Here is a 2,360-nt window from a genome sequence, read left to right on the forward strand (position 1 = left end):
TGGGCGGCGTGACGTACAAGTGGGGTGTCACCAATCTCCTGCTGGAGCCGGGGTCTGCGCCGCCGCCGGTCGATTCCGAGCCGGTAGACTTCGAGTTGACACTCGGGGTGATGGAGACAGGCGACTACGGCAACAGGTTCAATGACGCGCTCGATCCGGACGGCATGGTTCATGGATCCTTCGTGATCGATGGCGCGCCCGAAGATCTTGTGCTGAGCTTCGACGGCTTCGACATCGACGATGCCGAAGAGATGCGGGTGCTCGTCAATGGCGTCAACCTCGGGACGGTTGCGGCGGGCGTGAACGAGGGCCTCGCGCCCTACGCGCTGTTCCTCTCGGCCGATCTTTTGCAGACCGGTCTCAACTCGATCACCTTCGAGAAACTGGGCGGCGTGACGTACAAGTGGGGTGTCACCAATCTCCTGCTGGAGCCGGGGTCTGCGCCGCCGCCGGTCGATTCCAGAGCAATTGCGACGTACGATACGACCCTCTGGTCTGCCGACGACCCATCCGGTTACGGGTCTGGGGATCCGTCCGGGATCGCCTACATACCGGAGCTCGATCTGCTCTTCATTGCCGACTCGGAGCATAACGAAAGCCCATATTTCAGCAGTATCAATCTTTTCGCGGTGAGGACCGATGGTACGTATGTCGATGCTTTCTCGCTGCGGGCCTTCACGGATGAGCCGACGGGGCTTGGCTATAATCCGCTGGATGGACTGCTCTATATTTCCGACGACGACCAGCGAGCAGTTTTCATCGTGAACCCTCTCGATCCGACGACACTTCTCGGAACCATCGACCTCTCCAGCCTCGGCATCGGTGACGCCGAGGACCCTGTCTTCGATCCCTTGACAGGGAATATGTACATTTTGGACGGCGCCGACCGGACACTCTACGAGCTCACTGTTGCAGGGGACCTGGTGTCCTCGTTCGGGCTCCCGAGTGTCATCACCGACGCGGAAGGACTGGCGTACGATTCCCAGAGCCAAACCTTTCTCGTGTCCAGCGGCAAGACACACGGCGCGATCTTCCAGATCGACAAAAGCGGTACGCTTCTGGCTTCGACCACCTTTCTCAACGACGACATCAACCCGAAGAGCGGCATCCTGCCGGCGCTGAAGGGTCTCGACTTAGCTCCGAGCAGTGACCCAAACGATGGCGATACGCTCAGCCTCTACGCTGTTGATTATGGGGTGGATCAGGTCGCTGACGGTCGGATGTATGAACTGAACATCAATGACATCGTCAGCCTCGTCTAGGTGCCGGGTAATCGGGCGCGGCACTGGCAGATGGTGCTGGCAGACGAATGCGAACCAGTCTCAGTTCGGCTGAAGGCGGCGACCTTCAGGCCGCGCCGAGCTGACGCCACTCCTCGAGAGCAGCGTGACCTGCCCCAATGGAGTGGTCCGGTTTCAGTCTTAGTGCATGACTGCTTTGGGCGCTACGGCTGGCGTGGCCGGCGGGAGCTGTCAGACGGATTCTAACTCGTCTCAGTTTGCCCGCCTTGACAGGAACTTAGGCCGAACAAAGCTGCCGCCACTCCTTCAGAGCGGCGGGACGGCTGAGCTTGAAGTTGTTACGTGAGTGGAGGTGGCGCTCGCTGTTGAAGAGATTGTGGACCGAGGAATGGACGGCCGCGAAGGTCTGCAGACTTCGCATTCGCCGGAACCGGAGCATAGCCCGCTCTCGTCGTCGCAATGGCAGGTGCGAGTTCTCGACACGGTTGTTCAACCAGCGCCCCGTCGACTGCAGATCTGATCCGCCAAGCTCACGCAGGGCGGCGCGGTACGATGGGAACCGGTCGGTGACGATCTCCAGCGGCCGACCGTAGCGGCCCATCAATTTCCGGAGGAATTTCAATGCCGCCTTCTTGTTGCGGCGTTTCGTGACGACGGCTTCCAGGACTTCACCCTCATGATCGACGGCGCGCCACAGGTAATGGCGCTCGCCGTTGATCTTCACGAACACCTCGTCGACGTGCCAGCGCCAGTTCGAAAAGGCGCGCATCCGATCGACACGTTTGCGCCTGATCTCGGCTGCCAATATCGGGCCAAATCTGTTCCACCAGAACCTCACCGTCTCGTGGCTGATGTCGATGCCGCGCTCGTGCAGCAGGTCTTCGACATTCCTCAGCGAGAGAGGAAATCTCACATAGAGCATCACTGCCAGGCGGATGACTTCAGGGCTGCTGTGAAAGCCCTTGAACGGGTTGGATTTGCTCATCCCAAGACGCTACGAGGCCGTCCGACCTGTCTCAACCGAGATCTTTCTGACAGCGCCGCGGAAAGGGCTGCGTCTGCTCATGCCGCGAGGGTAGGGAGGGCGGCATCCCGCCTCAAGCGGGATTGCCCTGACAG

General features: G+C 60.3%; 2 protein-coding genes. One reads left to right on the top strand and one right to left on the bottom strand.

Annotated elements, in window-relative coordinates:
* Window positions 1-1,262: SdiA-regulated domain-containing protein (locus M1105_RS20465; RefSeq protein WP_249582224.1), on the top strand; the 1,262-nt coding region annotated here is incomplete at its 5' end.
* Window positions 1,263-1,518: 256 nt separating this feature from the next.
* Here the strand turns inward: M1105_RS20465 and M1105_RS20470 are convergent.
* Window positions 1,519-2,226 (bottom strand): IS6 family transposase, encoded by a 708-nt coding sequence (locus M1105_RS20470; RefSeq protein WP_249582225.1) that lies wholly within the window; start codon window positions 2,224-2,226, stop codon window positions 1,519-1,521.
* Window positions 2,227-2,360 lie beyond the last annotated feature (134 nt).

Origin of the sequence: Thermohalobaculum sediminis (assembly GCF_023487995.1) — a bacterium.
GTDB classification, from domain to species: domain Bacteria; phylum Pseudomonadota; class Alphaproteobacteria; order Rhodobacterales; family Rhodobacteraceae; genus Thermohalobaculum; species Thermohalobaculum sediminis.